The organism is Sphingomonas plantiphila (assembly GCF_046000505.1).
Classification (GTDB): domain Bacteria; phylum Pseudomonadota; class Alphaproteobacteria; order Sphingomonadales; family Sphingomonadaceae; genus Sphingomonas; species Sphingomonas plantiphila.
This window is the reverse complement of the sequence record NZ_JBELQC010000001.1, coordinates 946707-960611: the sequence shown is the minus strand read 5'-3', so window position 1 is coordinate 960611 and position 13905 is coordinate 946707. Positions and strand designations below refer to the sequence as shown.

Below are 13905 nucleotides of genomic sequence, written 5' to 3'. Positions count from 1 at the left end.
CCGAGCCGAACGGCCAGCGCCGCGCATCCCGATGCTTGAGCCCGAACTAACGGTGGTTGGCGACGACCGAGGAGACGACTGCCTGCATCAGTTGCTGGCGCTCGCGAACCGGCCGGGACGTGTCCCCGATCATCACCGCGATCGCATAGGCCTTCCCATCGGGCGCGGTCAGGATGCCAACGTCGTTGAACCCGGCGGTGCGCCCGCCCAGATCCTGCCCGGTGCCGGTCTTGTGGCCCCACTTCCAGTCGGACGGGGTCGCGCCCTTGATCCGCGCTCGGCCGGTGCGTGCGCCCTGCATCACGTTGATCAGGAAGTTGCTCGACGCCGGGGATAGCAATTCCCCGGCCTTGAGCCGCGCCAGCGCGAGTGCAATCGCCCCCGACGACGCGCCATCAGGCGGATCGGCGACATACGCATCGAACGAAGCCCGACGGACCGCAACCGGAAGCGCGGCGCGCGCCTGGTAGAAAGCGCGCCCCATCGAATATTCGGGCTTCCACGAAAGGCCCGCGGTCCCCGCCTGCAGCAGCCGCTCGCCCGGGCCGAAGCGGATTTCGCCCAGCCCCTTCTCGGCGATGAAGGCGCGCACGGCGGGCGGACCCCCGACCAGGGTCAACAACCGATCATTGGCGGTGTTGTCGCTGGACTGCATCGCCCGCAGCATCAATTCGCGCACCGTGGTGCGATACACGCCGTCGCGTACCACTAGCGTGGCGATAGGCTGATGGAACACCGTCAGATTCTCGCGCGTCAGCGTGACCGGATCGTCGAGGGTCAGCCGACCCTTGTCGCGCGCGTCGAGCACGGTCATCGCGACCCACAATTTGCTCACGCTCTGCTGCGGCATCCGGCGCTGGCCGTTGGCGTCGATCTGCCATCCCCAGTCGAGACTACGAATCGAGATTCCAACGACTCCGCCGAATTCCCGCGACAGCGACGCGATCGTCGCGGACAGGGCGGCCGGTGCGGGAAACACGGGGGCGGCCTGCGGTGCGGCCGGGACAGGCATCGATACGCGGTAGCTGGGCGGTGTGAGATTTTCGGGTAGGTCGTCGCGATGCACGCCTGCGCCGATCAGCAGCGCAGGGGCAAGCCCCGCCAAAGTCAGTGCTCGCTGAAGAATCGTAAACTCCTGCATCCCCAACACGATACGACGCCCCTTGCCCAAAGCGATCATGCGGCGTCGCAGCATCTGGCTCAAGGGCCCAGCGCGGGATGTGCGACGAATGTAGGGATATTGGAGCCAAAGCGTGAAGATTCCACCAAATTTTCACGGAACTAATACGGTATCGACAGCCTCCGGCGATGTTTCCGGATAATCGAGCGTATAGTGCAGCCCCCGGCTCTCGTGCCGGTGCAACGCCGCTCGCACGATCAGCTCGGCCGACTGGAGCAGGTTGCGCAGTTCGATCAGATCCGGCGTCACCCGAAAATGGCCGTAATAATCAGCCACCTCTTCATTGAGCATTTTGATCCGGTGCGCCGCGCGCTCGAGCCGCTTGGTTGTCCGTACGATCCCGACATAGTTCCACATGAACCGTCGAATCTCCGTCCAATTCTGCTTGATCACGACCTCTTCGTCCGAATCGGTAACGCGGCTCTCGTCCCATGGCCGGATCGCTGGCGGCGGCGGCAGATCGTCCCAGTGCGTCGCGATGTGTCGTGCGGCCGCCTCGCCGAACACGAAGCATTCGAGCAGCGAATTGCTGGCAAGACGATTAGCACCATGCAGCCCGCTTTCGGTACATTCTCCTGCGGCATAGAGGCCAGGCAGGTCGGTGCGACCGTCCAAATCGACGACGACACCGCCACAAGTATAATGCTGGGCTGGCACGACCGGGATCGGGCCGGTGGTCATGTCGATGCCCAGGCCGAGCAGCTTCTCATAGATATTGGGGAAATGCCCCTTCACGAACTCCGCCGGCATGTGGCTGATGTCGAGATGGACGTAATCGAGGCCGTCGCGCTTGATCTCGGCATCAATCGCGCGGGCGACCACGTCGCGCGGCGCCAGTTCCATCCGCTCGGGATCGTAGTCGCTCATGAAGCGCTTGCCCGTCTGCGGGTTGATCAGCCGCCCGCCCTCGCCGCGAACCGCTTCGGTGATGAGGAAATTCTTGACGTCGAGATTGTAGAGGCAGGTCGGATGGAACTGCATCATCTCCATGTTCGAGATGCGGCACCCCGCGCGCCACGCCATCGCGATGCCGTCGCCGGTCGCCCCCTTGGGTGCGGTGGAGAACAGATAGGTGCGCCCTGCGCCGCCGGTCGCGAGCACGGTGGCGTTGGCGGTGAAAAGTTCGACCCGTCCGGTCGCGCGGTTGACGGCGTATACGCCCCAGACCTTACCCGCCCCGGAATAGCGAAGTTCGTGGCGGCTGGTGGCGAGGTCAATCGCCACCATATCGGGAACCAGCGTGATATTGGGAGCGGCGCGCGCGGCGCGGATCAGAGCTTCCTGCACCGCCCATCCGGTGGCGTCATCGACATGGACGATGCGGCGCGCGCTATGTCCGCCTTCGCGCGTGAGGTGCAGCGCATTGCCGTCCATGTTGAACGGCACGCCCAGTTCGACCAGCCGTTCGATCGCGATCGGGGCGTTCTCGACGACCATCTCGACCGTCGCGCGGTCGTTGAGGCCGGCGCCGGCGACCATCGTGTCCTCGATATGGCTTTCGAACGTGTCGCCCGGCTCGAGCACTGCGGCGATCCCGCCCTGCGCCCAGGCGGTGGACCCCTCGTCCAGACCGCCCTTGGCCAGCACGGTCACCTTGAAGCGCTGCGCCAGGTTGAGCGCGGCAGTGAGGCCGGCGGCGCCGGAGCCGATGACGAGCACATCGCTTTGATGGGGGTCGTGGGCCAATCTCGTTCCTTCAAGCACCAATGGCGGGCGCTGCTATGCGACAAAGCGCGGCGATTTCAAACACGCCGCGGTTGCCGTGCGAGGGTGCAGGTCATAGCGAGGGTCGCTCAAGGAGATACCGATGCGCCTGATCCTCGCCGCCCTTGCCGCATTGCTCACCACGCTTTCCCCGACGCTTGCCGCGCCCGGCTGTCCAGTCACGCCGGGCACGACCGCGCGGGTAACCGTCGGCGATACCGGTCGTAGCGTGCTGCTCCATGTTCCCGTGAGTGCGACGCGCGAGCCGCTACCGCTGGTGTTCGCGCTGCATGGCAGCGGTGGCGATGGCTCGGCAATCCTCGCGCAATCGAAGCTGGAAATGACCAGCGATCTCCACGGGTTCATCGTCGCCGCGCCGGACGCCGGAATCCCGGTGGAGAGCGGCTTCGTCTGGAACATTCCGGGGGTCCCCACCGTCACCGGCAAGGTCCCCGGCCCGGGCGATGCCGACGATGTCGCATTTCTGAAGACCGCGATCGACTGGCTGGCGGCACAGGGATGTGCAAACCCTGCCCGCGTCTATGCCACCGGCCTGTCGGGCGGCGGGAGGATGACGTCATGGCTGGGCTGCGTCGCGTCCGACCGCTTCGCCGCAATCGCTCCGGTCGTCGGCTTGCGCGCGGGTAATCCGCTGGCGCGCGACAAGGCGCGCCCCGACCCCGCCACCTGCATGCCGAAGCGGCCGATGCCGGTGATCGCGTTTGCCGGCGATGCCGACGGCACCAATCCGGTGCAGGGCGGCGGCGCAGGCTATTGGCAATATACGATGGAGGCTGCCGAGGCGCGCTGGGCCGCGCTTAACGGGTGCAATACCGGTCCGCTGCGCCGGGACTTGGCCGCCAATCTCTACGAACGCCTGCACACCCAGTGCCGTGCGGGGGCAGAGGTCGCCGCGTGGATCACGCGCGGCGCAGGCCATGTCTGGACTGCGGACAACGATGCGATGTGGCGGTTCTTCGAACGCTACCGGCGCTGACCGCTCAGGCGGCGTTTGCGGCGCGAGTCAGGCTCAGGAACACGTCCTCGAGGTCCGCCTCGCGCGTCGATACGTCGACGATGCCGAACCCCGCCGCCTGCACTGCGCCCAGCACCTCGCCGGCATTCGCGCGGTCCTTGCGATAGGTGATGACCAAGGTACGCTCGCCCTTCGCCTCGATCTTCTGGAAACACTGGTTCGCCGGCAGACCGGCAATGTCACGATCGACCACGACCTCGACCGCCTTTTCCTGTGTCTTGCCGACCAGCTCGCGGGTCGGTTCGTTGGCGATCAACTTGCCGTGGTTGATGATCGCGATGCGATCGCACAGCTCCTCGGCCTCTTCCAGATAGTGCGTGGTCAGCACCACCGTCACGCCGCTGTCGTTGAGTGACCGGACATAGGCCCAGAGCTGCTGACGCAGTTCGATATCGACGCCAGCGGTCGGCTCGTCGAGCACCAGCACCGGCGGCGAATGGACCATCGCCTTCGCCACCATCAACCGCCGCTTCATGCCGCCAGAAAGCGTGCGCGAATAGGCGTTCGCCTTGTCCTCCAGGTGCACCGCGCGCAGCAATTCCATCGTCCGGCGCTCGGCTTTCGGCACGCCGTACAGCCCTGCCTGGATCTCCAGCGTCTCGAACGGAGTGAAGAAGGGGTCGAACAGGATCTCTTGGTTGACGATCCCGATCGCGCGCTTGGAGTTGCGCGGATTGGCGCCGATGTCGAAACCCCACACGCGCGCGCTACCGCCGGTCTTGTTGACGAGCCCTGCCAGAATGTTGATCAGCGTCGACTTGCCCGCCCCATTGGGGCCGAGGAGACCGAAAATCTGCCCGCGCGGCACGGTAAAGGTCACCGCATCCAGCGCCTGTTTTCCGCCCTGATAGACCTTGGAAAGGCCGTCGATCTCGATCGCCGCGTCGCTCATGCGGCCGAAGTGGGGCGACGCACGCCACTTGGCAAGCAAAACTGCTCGTTGGGACCGGTACACAGGCGATTGCCGCGCGCGCGCCGCTTTGCTAACCGCAGGCGCATGATCGCGCCACCCGAAGTCACCCGCGTCACCCATGCCCGCGTTGCCTGTGATGGCGCACATGCCGGTATCCCCGCGTCGCTGGGCCATCCGCGGGTCTTCCTGCAGATCGACGAGCATGGCTATGTCGATTGCGGATATTGCGACCGCCGCTTTGTCTTGATTGGTGGGCCCGCCGATGGCGCCGATCAGAGCGCGCTGCCAGATATCGCGTCTGGCGCGAGCCTCTAAGGCTCCTATATTCGGCGGATGTATTCCGATCCCCGAAGCTTCCTCTACCGCGACGGCTTCGACGCCGATGCCGCACAACGCCTGACCGCGTCGATCCTTGGCAAGGCCGAGGATGGCGAGCTTTACCTACAGTATCGCAAGTCCGAAGCGTTCGGCTTTGACGACGGGCGCCTGAAGACAGCGTCGTACAACACCGATTCGGGCTTCGGCCTGCGCGCGGTCAGCGGCGAGACCACGGCCTTCGCCCATGCCAACGAAATCAGCAACGCCGCAATCCGCCGCGCGGGCGAGACGATGGCGCTGATCGACCCGGCAACCGGCCCGAAGGCTGCCGCGCCCCCGCGCACCAATCGTCACCTCTACACCGACGCCGATCCGCTCGATCTGGTGCCCTTCGCTGACAAGGTGAATCTGTGCCAGACGATCGACGCCGCGGCGCGTGCCCGCGACCCGCGCGTGGTGCAAGTGTCGGCAAGCCTGCTTGGATCGTGGAGCGTGGTCGAGATCGTCCGGCCCGATGGGTTCGTCGCGACCGATATCCGCCCGCTCGTGCGCCTCAACGTCTCGATCGTGGTCGAATCGAACGGGCGGCGCGAGACCGGCAGCTTCGGCACCGGCGGGCGCGCGCTCTACGACCGCCTGTTCCAGCCCGAAGTGTGGAATCGCGCGATCGATGAAGCGCTGGCGCAGGCGCTGGTCAATCTCGACGCGGTCGACGCCCCAGCGGGCGAGATGACCGTGCTGCTCGGCCCGGGCTGGCCTGGCGTGCTGCTGCACGAGGCGGTTGGCCATGGGCTCGAGGGCGATTTCAATCGCAAGGGCACGAGCGCCTTTTCGGGTCGCATCGGCGAGCGGGTGGCGGCGCCGGGCGTAACGGTCGTCGACGACGGCTCGATCATGGACCGCCGCGGTTCGCTGTCGATCGACGATGAAGGCACGCCGACGCGCGAAACCGTGCTGATCGAGGACGGCATCCTCAAGGGTTACATGCAGGACCGCATGAACGCGCGACTCATGGGGGTCGACCCCACCGGTAACGGCCGCCGCGAATCGTTCCAGCATGCCCCGATGCCGCGCATGACCAACACCTTCATGAAGGGCAGCGAGGACGAACCCGCCGAGTTGCTGGCGCGCGTGAAGAAAGGCATCTTCGCGAAGAGCTTCGGTGGCGGCCAAGTCGACATCGTCTCGGGCAAGTTCGTGTTCTCCTGCACCGAGGCGTACAAGATCGAGGACGGCAAGCTCGGCGCGCCGATCAAGGGCGCGACGCTGATCGGCGACGGGCCGACCTGCCTGACCAAGGTGATCGGCATCGGCAACGACTTCGCGCTCGACGAGGGCATCGGAATGTGCGGCAAGGGCGGCCAGTCGGTTCCGGCGGGCGTCGGTCAGCCAAGCCTGCTCGTCGAAGGGCTGACTGTGGGAGGGACGGCCGCTTAAGCCAGCAGGCGGGCGACCTCGGCGAAGTCGTGTGCGATATCCTGCACACCGATCGCGCGGAGCCGCGCGCCGTGATCCGGCCCGCAGTGACTGCCTGCGCAGAGCCCGATGACATGCGCGCCCGATGCCACCGCCCCGGTCGCGCCCACCGGCGAATCCTCAAGGATCGCACAGCGCTCGATGGAGACCCCCAACTGCGCCGCGGCGTGGAGATAGATGTCGGGCGCAGGCTTGCCCCGCGCAACATGCTCGCGCCCGCTGAAGATGCGGCCCTCGAAGGCATCGCGGATGCCGAGATGGTCGAGATGCGTCACGATCCACTGGCTGTTGCTCGAAGACGCGATCGCGCGGGGCAGATCGTCGGGGAGCGCTCGGACGAATCGGATCGCACCCTCAACCTCGGCTACGCCTTCGGCCAGCGCGCGGCGATTCTCTGTCTCGCGCGCGCCATGAAAGTCTTCGGGAAGGCTTTGCCCGATCCACGTCTCGATTGCGTCGATGAACTCCTGTCCGGCGAGCCCCATGAAGTTCGTCATCGAATCTTCCGGGGAGGTCGGATGCCCGATCGCGGTGAGATACTCGGCGATATGGCGATTGCCTTCGAACTCGCTCTCGAGCAGCACGCCGTCGAAGTCGAAAATCAGCGCGTCGAACCGGATCGCGAGCGTCATGCGCGCGCCCCGAACAATGCGGTCCCGACGCGGACATGGGTGGCGCCGATCGTGACGGCAGTCTCGAAATCGTCGGACATGCCGATGCTCAGCCCGTCGAGCGCGGAGTCGCGTGCGAGCTTTGCCAGCAACGCGAAATAGGGTGCGGCATCGACACCAACCGGCGGTACCGCCATCAGTCCGACGACCGGCAATCCAGCGGCGCGAGACTCGGCGAGCAGTGCGGGAAGGTCCGCCACGGCAACCCCGCCTTTCTGTGGCTCGTCGCCGATATTGACCTGGATAAAACAGTCCGGCCGCCGCCCGCTTTCGTCCATCGCCTTTGCCAGCGCGGCGACCAGCGACGGCCGGTCGACCGAATGGAGCGCGTCGAACAATTCCACCGCCTCGCGCGCCTTGTTCGACTGGAGCTGGCCGACCAGATGCACCCGAATGTCGGGATGAGCTTCGCGCAATGCCGGCCATTTGGCGGCGGCTTCCTGAACCCGGTTCTCGCCGAAGACCCGCTGTCCGGCATCGATAAGCGGGCGAATTGCCTCTGCATCATGGGTCTTCGAAATGGCGATCAACGCCACATCGGTCGGTTTGCGACCGGCGGTCGTGGCAGCGCGGGCGATGCGGGCCTGGATTTCTGCGAGGCGGGATTGCGCGGTGTCGGACGGCATGCGCGCCGCTATAGAAGGGGCAATGCCGCCCCGCCACCCCCGCAACGCGCCTCTGCCCCGCCGATGGTTGATGACCGACGAGCGGTTGAGCGACGCGCTATGGGAGGCGCTGGAGGCGCTGCCGCCCGGATCGGGCATCGTTTTTCGCCATTATGCGACGCCGCCTGTCGAACGACGTGCGCTTCTCACACGCATGAGACGAGTCGCCCGGCGCAGGCGTCTTACGCTGGTTGTTGCCGGACGCACGCCGGGTCAGGGTGCGGAGGGGCGGCATGGACGACAATCGGGGGCACTCACCGCGCCGGTGCATTCACTGAAGGAAGCGGTCACGGCAAGTCGCGCTGGGGCGCGACTGCTGTTCGTGTCACCCGTCTATCCCACTCGCTCGCACCCCGATGCTCAAGCGCTTGGCCGAGTGCGGCTCGGACTGATGATCCGCGGACTGACCGTGCCGGTGATTGCTCTTGGCGGGATGAACGAGCAACGCTGGCGGGCGCTCAAACCTTTAGGCATCTATGGCTGGGCAGGTATCGACGCCTGGGTGCCGGATCAGAAGCGGATCGCGGTCCCGACATAGACGGCCTGGCTGTCGCGACGGTCGTCGGTCAGCTGCGGCAGGCGATCCTTCTCGCTCGTATAGCGAACCCCGGCCGTGACATCGATCTTGCGCGTGATCGAATAGGACCCACCCAGATCGATCGAGTAATTCGGATCGGCAGCGATCAGGCGCGGCGTCTGCTCCAGCGGCCGTTCGGTCGCGGCCTTGATCCGCGCGGAGGCACGCTTGCCCGAATAGCTGACACCGAGATCGAGCGATTCGCCGCTGCCCGGCTGACCCGCCAGATCGAGCTTCGACAGATCTCCAGTGACCGCAAACCGCTTCCACCCGACGGATACGCCGAGATTATACGCGATCGGCTGCAGCGTAACCGACGCAGGTGCCGCCGTACCACGATCTGCGACGGCATTGGCGGACGGACGTGCGGCCCGCGCGCGGACGGCTACGGTGACACTGCGGTTGCCCGCGCCGCGCGGCTCTGCAGGAGTGAACCGAAAGCCGGTTCCTGACAGGCCAGCACGTGCCAGAGCGGCAGCGAGCTTCGGATCGGCCGCGGCAGGCGTGAAGGTACCGATACCCAACGCGCTGGTCCGCTTGGACACGATGCGCTGTTGAGGGACCGAAGTCTGCGCGAGAAGTGCGGGCGCAGAAACGAACCCGACGACGCCCAGCGCCCCCAGTGCCGCTCCAGCGATGATCCGAACCTTACGCATCAGAACCCCTAACTCGATCTGGCGAGTACCATGATTCGGCCGCAATGTTCCACCGCTCGAATCCGATTTCCAGATAGGTGTTGCAGATGGCGCACAGGGGCGCTGCACGGCTTGCGCTTGCGGCGCGCGCGCCAGCATCTATAGATGCACTCCGCTCCATGAGATTTCCCATAGGAAGATGCCGATGAACCGCCAGTTGCGCACCGCGATCCTGGGCAGTGTCGCCCTCACCCTCGCCGCGTGCGGCGGCGGCGGCAATCGCCCGCGCGCGGATCTTGCAGCGTCCAAAGTGACCACGATCGGCGTCAACGCCTATCTGTGGCGCGCGGCGCTCGACACGATTTCGTTCATGCCAATCGTCCAGACGGATTCGAATGGCGGCGTGATCGTCACCGACTGGTATGTGAACCCGAACCTCTCGACCGAGCGGATGAAGGTGACCGTGACCATCTTGGACCAGGATCTGCGCGCCGACGCGCTGCGCGTCACCGCGCTGCGTCAGGTCAACCGCGGTGGTCAGTGGGTCGATTCCCCGGTCGAGGCAGCGACGGTGCAGAAGCTTGAGGACATCATCCTCACGCGCGCTCGCGATCTGCGCCGTGCCGCAATCGCCGGAGATTGAATCGGAGGTGGGCGCCGTCCCGCCGCCTAGCTGAATGAAGGAATGCCCGTGTCGCGGTTCAACGCGCTGAAAGCCGATTCGGCGTGGCAGAAGCTGTGGGAAGAGCGCCGCACCTTCGCCGCGGACGATGCCTCGCCCAAGCCCAAATCCTATGTGCTCGAGATGTTTCCCTACCCGTCGGGACGCATCCATATGGGCCATGTCCGCAACTACACGATGGGCGACGTTCTGACGCGGTATCGGCGGATGCGGGGGATGGAAGTGCTCCATCCTATGGGGTGGGATGCGTTCGGGATGCCGGCGGAGAATGCCGCGATGGAGAAAAAGGTCCATCCCGGCGGCTGGACGCGCGACAATATCGCGACGATGCGCGCGCAGCTGAAGCGACTGGGCCTCGCGATCGACTGGAGCCGCGAACTGGCGACGTGCGAGCCCGATTATTACGGGCACGAGCAGGCACTGTTCCTCGACCTGTTCGCCAACGGCCTGGTCTATCGCAAGGAATCGACGGTCAACTGGGACCCGGTCGACATGACCGTCCTCGCCAACGAGCAGGTGATCGACGGGCGCGGCTGGCGATCGGGCGCGCTGGTCGAGAAGAAGAAGCTCAACCAGTGGTTCCTCAAGATCACCGACTTCGCCGACGAGCTGCTCGACGGCCTCGAAAGCCTCGACAAATGGCCCGACAAGGTCCGGCTGATGCAGGAAAACTGGATCGGCAAGTCGCAGGGCATGCAGTTCCGCTTCGCGCTGAGCGACGGCGGAAGCGTCGAGGTGTTCACGACGCGCCCGGACACGATCTTCGGATCGAGCTTCGTCGCGATCGCGGCGGACCATCCGATCGCGCAGGCGCTGGCTGCCAGGGACCCGGCCGCGGCCGAATTCATCGCACAGTGCAAGCTCGGCGGCACCACCGCGGCGGAGATCGAGACGCAGGAGAAGCTGGGCTTCGACACCGGCATCCGCGCGGCGCATCCCTTTGATTCCACATGGGAATTGCCGGTCTATATCGCCAATTTCGTGCTGATGGACTATGGCACCGGCGCGGTGTTCGGGGTGCCGGCGCACGACCAGCGCGACTTCGAGTTCGCGACCAAATATGGCCTGCCGATCCGCCGCGTCGTTTCCGACGGCGACAAGGAGGCACCCGAGTTCACCGAATCGGAAGCCTATACCGGCGCCGGTACGCTGGTGAATTCGCACTTCCTGAACGGGATGGACGTCGCCGACGCCAAGCGCGAGGTGATCGCGCGCGCCGAAGCCGGAGGATGGGGCAAGGGCACGACGGTGTGGCGCCTGCGCGACTGGGGCGTTTCGCGCCAGCGTTACTGGGGCACGCCGATCCCGATCGTGCATTGCGAAGTGTGCGGCGCGGTGCCGGTGCCCGAGAAGCAGCTGCCGGTGGTGCTGCCCGAGGACGTGTCGTTCGACATTCCCGGCAATCCGCTCGACCGCCATCCGACGTGGAAGCATGTCGATTGCCCGCAATGCGGCCATGCGGCGCGGCGCGAGACCGATACGCTCGATACCTTTGTCGATTCGAGCTGGTATTTTATCCGCTTCGCCAGCCAGCCCAAGGACAAGCCGTTCGACCGCGCGGTCGCGGAGCAATGGCTGCCGGTGAACCAGTATATCGGCGGGGTCGAGCATGCGATCCTGCACCTGCTCTATGCCCGCTTCTGGACGCGCGCGCTCAAGCGGATCGGGATGATCGACATCGCCGAGCCGTTCGCGGGGCTGTTCACCCAAGGCATGGTGACGCACGAGACCTACAAGGCTGCCGACGGCCGCTGGCTGTCGCCGGGCGAGGTGGTGCGCAAGAACGATGTTCTGGTCGAAGCGGAGAGCGGCGGCCCGGTGACCGTCGGCCGCATCGAGAAGATGTCCAAGTCCAAGAAGAACACGGTCGATCCCGAACCGATCGTGGACCAATATGGCGCGGACGCGGTGCGGTGGTTCGTGCTGTCGGATTCGCCGCCCGAACGCGACCTGGAGTGGACCGAGAACGGGATCGAGGGCGCGTGGCGCTTCGTCCAGCGGCTGTGGCGGCTGTTCGACGGGCTGGACGCGTGGGAGGGCGAGGACAAGCCGCTCGACCGCGTGCTGCACCAGACCATCGCCGGCGTCGCCGCGGATATCGAGGGGCTGCAGTTCAACAAAGCGGTGGCCAAGCTCTATGGACTGGTCAACGCGCTCGAAAAGGCTGCGCCGTCGCGTTCGCGCGCCGATGCGATCCGCACCGCGATCCTGATCGCCGCGCCGATGGTGCCGCACCTGGCCGAGGAAGCCTGGGCAGCGATGGGGAATGACGGGCTGATCGCCGACGCCGAATGGCCGGCGGTCGACCCGGCATTGCTGGTCGATGACGAGGTGACGATCGCGATCCAGGTCAACGGCAAGCTGCGCGACACGGTGAAGGCGGCCAAGGGCGCCGATAAGGGCGATCTGGAGGCGATGGCCTTGGCAAACCCGAACGTGCAGCGCATTCTGGAAGGCGCAACGCCCAGAAAGGTGATCGTGGTGCCCGACCGGCTGGTCAATATCGTCGCATGAAGCGCGCTGCATTCCTGCTCGCGCTTCTCGCCACCGCTCCGATCCTGTCGGGCTGCGGGCTGCGGCCGCTCTATGGCGGCGGGGTCGGCGGACCGGTGCAGACGATGCTGTCGGGCGTCGAGGTCGCGCCGATCGAGGGCGAGGCCGGCTGGCTCGTCTCCAACGCGGTACGCGACCGGATCGAGGCGACGCGCAGTGGCGCGCGCACCTATCGGCTCGAGATCAAGCTGGACGACCGGATCGAGGGGCTGGGCGTGCGCAGCGACGACGTCGTGACGCGTGAGCGCCGCACTCTGCGCGCGCGCTATCAGCTGATCGATCTCGCGACCGGGCAGACGGTGCTCGACGCGACCGCCGGATCGGACGCGGGCATCGATGTCGCGGGATCGGAATATGCGACGATCGCGGCGGAGAAGAGCGCGCTCGAGCGCCTGTCGGGCATCGTCGCCGATCAGATCGTCGCGCGGCTCGCCCGGTACGCACGCGCGTCCGAGTCGAAGTGAAGGCGAGCGAAGCGCAGATCCGCGCACGGCTCGACAAGCCGGGCCCCGACATCCGCCTGTTCCTGCTCTATGGCCCCGACGAAGCCGGCGCCAACGACTTGGCCGCGCGGCTGGGCCGGGCGATGGGCAGCGAGGCCGAGCGCGTCGATATCGAGGGCAGCGCGCTGAAGGATGACGCCGGATTGCTGGCGGGCGAAGCCGCGTCGCTCTCGCTGTTCGGCGGTGCGCGCTATATCCGCGTGTCCGGGATCGACGATGGCGGCACCGATGCGGTGCGCACGCTGATCGAGGCGGAAACCGCAGGAAACCCGGTGGTCGCGGTGGGCGGCGCGCTGAAAGGCACGGGTCGGCTGCTCAAGCTCGCGCTCGCCGCGCCCAACGTGATGGCGCATGCCTGTTATATCCCCGATGCGCGCACCGCCGGGCAGCTGGCGACCGGAATCGCGCGCGAACATGGCTTGCGGCTGGTCGGGGGCACCGCCGATCGCCTGGCGGCGTTGTCCGGCGGGGATCGCGCGGTGCTGGCGCGCGAGATCGAGAAATTGTCGCTCTACCTCGACGCCGCGCCGGATCGCCCGCGTGAGGCGGGGATCGAGGCGCTGGATGCGATCGGCGCGGACCTGGGCGAAGCCGAAATGTCGGGCGCGATCGAGGCCGTGGTGGGCGGTCGACCGGCCGAGATCGGGGTCGAACTGGCGCGACTCGAGGCCGCCGGGGTGTCGACCATTCCCCTGCTTCGCGGGCTGGTCCGCCGCCTGATGGCGCTGGCCGAGATGCGCGCCGATATCGACCATGGATTGAGCCCGGGCGAGGTGGTCAAGAAGCACCGCGTCTTCTTCAAGGAGGAGGCCGCGACGATCCGCGCGCTGCAACGCTGGAACAGCGCGATGCTGGCGCGCGCCGTGGAACGTGCGCGCGAGGCCGAACGCGCGATGACGCGCGGCGGCGGCAATGCGGGCCAGGTGCTGGCGGATCATGAGCTGGCGGTGCTGGCGCGCGGGGCGGCGCGGGGGTGAGGGTGCCGGGCTGGC

General features: G+C 66.4%; 14 protein-coding genes. 8 read left to right on the top strand and 6 right to left on the bottom strand.

The genetic code is table 11. From position 1 onward, the window contains the following. Positions 1 to 46 precede the first annotated feature (46 nt). Together ABS767_RS04655 and nadB are read right to left on the bottom strand one after the other, a co-directional pair. Complete coding sequence (locus ABS767_RS04655; protein ID WP_408077190.1) at positions 47 to 1141, bottom strand: serine hydrolase; 1095 nt, start codon at positions 1139 to 1141, stop codon at positions 47 to 49. A gap of 132 nt (positions 1142 to 1273) precedes the next feature. Next, on the bottom strand, positions 1274 to 2866 hold the full coding sequence (gene nadB, locus ABS767_RS04650) for an L-aspartate oxidase (protein ID WP_408077189.1): 1593 nt from the start codon (positions 2864 to 2866) through the stop codon (positions 1274 to 1276). A gap of 121 nt (positions 2867 to 2987) precedes the next feature. On the opposite strand from nadB, the gene ABS767_RS04645 reads away from it, so the two are divergent. Beyond that, a complete protein-coding gene (locus ABS767_RS04645; protein WP_408077188.1) occupies positions 2988 to 3881 on the top strand; it encodes an alpha/beta hydrolase family esterase in 894 nt (297 codons plus the stop codon). A gap of 4 nt (positions 3882 to 3885) precedes the next feature. On the opposite strand, the gene ABS767_RS04640 is transcribed toward ABS767_RS04645, so the two are convergent. Beyond that, a complete protein-coding gene (locus tag ABS767_RS04640) occupies positions 3886 to 4812 on the bottom strand; it encodes an ABC transporter ATP-binding protein (protein WP_408077187.1) in 927 nt (308 codons plus the stop codon). 105 nt (positions 4813 to 4917) lie between these two features. On the opposite strand from ABS767_RS04640, the gene ABS767_RS04635 reads away from it, so the two are divergent. Continuing rightward, positions 4918 to 5148: a zinc-finger domain-containing protein gene (locus ABS767_RS04635; RefSeq protein WP_408077186.1), complete on the top strand. Its 231-nt coding sequence runs from the start codon at positions 4918 to 4920 to the stop codon at positions 5146 to 5148. 18 nt (positions 5149 to 5166) lie between these two features. Then, positions 5167 to 6588, top strand: a complete 1422-nt coding sequence (gene tldD, locus ABS767_RS04630; RefSeq protein WP_408077185.1) for a metalloprotease TldD — start codon at positions 5167 to 5169, stop codon at positions 6586 to 6588. Here the strand turns inward: tldD and ABS767_RS04625 are convergent. Continuing rightward, positions 6585 to 7259, bottom strand: coding sequence for an HAD family hydrolase (locus tag ABS767_RS04625; RefSeq protein ID WP_408077184.1), 675 nt, complete (start codon positions 7257 to 7259; stop codon positions 6585 to 6587). The two genes, tldD and ABS767_RS04625, sit on opposite strands and share 4 nt — an antisense overlap. Then, positions 7256 to 7924 (bottom strand): YggS family pyridoxal phosphate-dependent enzyme, encoded by a 669-nt coding sequence (locus ABS767_RS04620; RefSeq protein WP_408077183.1) that lies wholly within the window; start codon positions 7922 to 7924, stop codon positions 7256 to 7258. Before ABS767_RS04620 ends, ABS767_RS04625 begins: the two co-directional genes overlap by 4 nt. A gap of 70 nt (positions 7925 to 7994) precedes the next feature. Here ABS767_RS04620 and ABS767_RS04615 point away from each other — a divergent pair, with 70 nt between their 5' ends. Further along, entirely contained in the window at positions 7995 to 8501 is a 507-nt protein-coding gene (locus tag ABS767_RS04615) for a thiamine phosphate synthase (protein WP_408078651.1), read from the top strand. Here the strand turns inward: ABS767_RS04615 and ABS767_RS04610 are convergent. After that, positions 8474 to 9196 (bottom strand): hypothetical protein, encoded by a 723-nt coding sequence (locus tag ABS767_RS04610; protein ID WP_408077182.1) that lies wholly within the window; start codon positions 9194 to 9196, stop codon positions 8474 to 8476. The two genes, ABS767_RS04615 and ABS767_RS04610, sit on opposite strands and share 28 nt — an antisense overlap. 184 nt (positions 9197 to 9380) lie before the next feature. Between ABS767_RS04610 and ABS767_RS04605 the strand changes: the two genes are divergently transcribed. The 4 genes from ABS767_RS04605 to holA are packed head-to-tail and all read left to right on the top strand — an operon-like array spanning position 9381 to position 13890. Then, positions 9381 to 9818: a DUF3576 domain-containing protein gene (locus tag ABS767_RS04605; protein WP_408077181.1), complete on the top strand. Its 438-nt coding sequence runs from the start codon at positions 9381 to 9383 to the stop codon at positions 9816 to 9818. Between the two features lie 48 nt (positions 9819 to 9866). Further along, entirely contained in the window at positions 9867 to 12371 is a 2505-nt protein-coding gene (leuS, locus tag ABS767_RS04600) for a leucine--tRNA ligase (protein WP_408077180.1), read from the top strand. After that, positions 12368 to 12874, top strand: a complete 507-nt coding sequence (gene lptE, locus ABS767_RS04595) for an LPS assembly lipoprotein LptE (protein ID WP_408077179.1) — start codon at positions 12368 to 12370, stop codon at positions 12872 to 12874. The genes leuS and lptE overlap by 4 nt, the downstream gene beginning before the upstream one ends. After that, positions 12871 to 13890, top strand: a complete 1020-nt coding sequence (holA, locus tag ABS767_RS04590; protein ID WP_408077178.1) for a DNA polymerase III subunit delta — start codon at positions 12871 to 12873, stop codon at positions 13888 to 13890. The genes lptE and holA overlap by 4 nt, the downstream gene beginning before the upstream one ends. Positions 13891 to 13905 lie beyond the last annotated feature (15 nt).